Source organism: Compostibacillus humi, assembly GCF_014637175.1.
Lineage (GTDB): Bacteria > Bacillota > Bacilli > Bacillales > Amphibacillaceae > Oceanobacillus > Oceanobacillus humi.
In genome coordinates this window covers 1-2,606 of sequence record NZ_BMEV01000129.1, presented here as the reverse complement: position 1 = coordinate 2,606, position 2,606 = coordinate 1, and the positions used below count along the sequence as shown (strand labels likewise).

The following is a 2,606-nucleotide window of genomic DNA, read 5'->3' as shown; positions in this document are numbered from 1 at the left end:
ATAATTTTCAAAAAATGGATAAAGCCACCTTTAGTTGGACTTTGACTTTTTGGCTTAATTTATGAGAAAATTATTTACGGAATATTCCAACTATATTTATGCAATGCTAGTGAATTCACTTATTTCACATCATCCAGACTTTCGATACCTGTAGCTTCGCGGGTGATGATTTGAACTACTTCCGGATAAATGTGTCCGATAAATGCAGCATTCGGTACTGCATTACCTTCGAAATCTCCTTCTCCGTTAATGGCAGCTAATGCAGGAACATGTACTGTCATTCCTAAGTCGAAATTGCCATCACGAATGCCGGCGAGGTTTTCGATGGATGCTCCTGTTTCTGTATTTGTAACGTTGATTCCGTCAATATTGTTGTTCCAAATTGTTGCCATTTCGCCGCCAAGCGGATAATATGTTCCGCCTTGACTTCCTGTACCTAAAATAAGCTCACTCTTTGTTTCCGTAGCACTTACTTCAGCTACAGGGTTGTTCACGGTTAGCCCCTGTTCTTCATAATAACGTTTTGCACCTGGATGAATCGGCAATCCTTCTGCCCCATTCAAAGCATTTTCTAACGTCATATGGACAGATTGTGCGTGCGTGTTTTGATCCGCATGTTCCACCATACTTTTCGCCAGCTCATATGCTACTTCTTCACTGATTGTATCCGTATTTGCCATTAAGATCGCAAAGGCAGTTACGGTTTCGATATCAGAATCAAGGAAATCATAGGAATCCTGTGGAATGGTATAACGGACGTATCCGCTATTTTCCTCAATATAGCTGATGGCGTCATCGGACAGTTCCAGCATTTTTACGTCTCCCGTAGATGCCTGCAAACTTTCTATACTTCCTGCAGGCAAACCGAGAATACCGATGGAAATATCAATGTTGCCATCCTGTACCCCATCGGCAGCATCCCCGAATCCTTCCTGGTATGCTTGGTAATCATCCTCCCCGATTCCATACGCCTCCAGTATTAACTTGGATACCGAGTTAGTTTCACTCGCTGGCGGACCGATGGCAATTCCCTTCTTACCGCCGCCGCTGCTGCAAGCTGCAAGCAGTAAAATTACCCCCAGCATTAAGAAACCGAATACTATTTTCTTTTTCATTTTTTCATCTCCTTTTTTATAGTTTTATAGTTTAATATTGACTGTTAACAATACAAATACAAGCTCTGCTCGTCTAAAGACAATAATTAACAAAGGGATTAGAGGGAATCATCCCTTTTTCAAGCAACGAATTTTCAATACCTTTTCCTAAAAGTCCAACCGATTAAAAATAAAATACAAGAATTGCAATCGTTTTCAAATTAACATTTGAAATTAGCCGTAAACCATATGTACCTTCATCTTCGCAAAATCGGCGAATCTAGTTAATTTTCCCGATAACTCTACTAACATCGTAAATGCTTATAAATACTTTAATTCATACTTTTGGCATGCTCAATTTGTGCAAAAGTAACGATTCTTCGTTTCAATCTAGTCTTTATTAATCAAAATATTATGTAAATATTATAGGTTTAACAGCTTGAATTGTCAATTAAATTTGTATATTTAGAATAATTAATTTGTACGCTTTTCCGATTTAAAAATAAAAAAGCACCTGTTTTAATTCATCGCAACGGTGCTTCTTGTCGATACACTAGAAAAAATTATGGGCATTTTTAATTAATCGAGAACAGCCTTCACCGGCCTATTTAGAACAATATCCTTTTCCGTTACAGTCGTGTCGTAAGCCAAAATTTCCACACCATTTACCGCTGCTTCACGGCATGCATCGGCAAATGCTTTATCCATCTTTTCGTTTGGAGTGAACGTATGGCAGCCATTCATTTGAATTAAAAATAATATAATTCCCCGATACCCTGCATGTACTGCTTCTTTCATTTCCAGAATATGTTTCGTGCCCCGGGATGTCGGCGCATCCGGAAACATAGCTACACCTCCATCTTCTAAAGTAACCCCTTTTACTTCGATAAATCCCTTTTCCCCATTCTTTTCAAAATAAAGATCAAACCGAGAATTGCCGAATGTGACCTCTTTTTTTGCCAGTGAAGGTTTGCCCAGCTCTGAAATTTTCCCTTTGATTAAACCTTCGAACACTACTTCATTCGGAACTTGCGAGTCGATATTGATCCATCTATCCCCTTTTTTTACGGCAATCAGCGAGTATTTCGTCTTGCGATTGGGATTTTCTGCCGCCGTTAATGCAACTTCCGCTTTTTCCAGCAATAACTCCTTCAGTCTTCCGGTATTTTTTACATGAACTTTTTCCAGCCGGTCATTTATTAAAACCTCTGCTATAAACCGATTCAGTCTTTTTACAAAGATCCCTTTTACGGTTTGGGAATATTTCATTGGTTAACACTTCCTAATTTAGCATTTTAATTCATTTTATCATAAGAACAAATATCGCCTTAAGCTTGCCAAAAATAAAAAATACCTGTTTATTGCATTTGCAATCTACAGGTACGATTGTTCTTTTTAAGGCTCTGTTAAAGTTAGTTGTTGATAATTGAATTCCGAGAACAAATGTTCTATAATTGAACTAACTACAATAGGGTTGGTGATGATTGTGAGAGCGACTGAAATCCTTAAAGC

At 38.3% G+C, this 2,606-nt stretch carries 2 protein-coding genes; both read right to left on the bottom strand.

Going from position 1 to position 2,606, the window contains the following annotated elements; translation table 11 throughout:
- Positions 1-119: 119 nt before the first annotated feature.
- On the bottom strand, positions 120-1,115 hold the full coding sequence (locus IEV18_RS16685; RefSeq protein WP_188393485.1) for a TAXI family TRAP transporter solute-binding subunit: 996 nt from the start codon (positions 1,113-1,115) through the stop codon (positions 120-122).
- Positions 1,116-1,673: 558 nt separating this feature from the next.
- Positions 1,674-2,363 (bottom strand): DNA/RNA nuclease SfsA, encoded by a 690-nt coding sequence (gene sfsA / locus IEV18_RS16680; RefSeq protein WP_188393484.1) that lies wholly within the window; start codon positions 2,361-2,363, stop codon positions 1,674-1,676.
- Between the last annotated feature and the right edge of the window lie 243 nt (positions 2,364-2,606).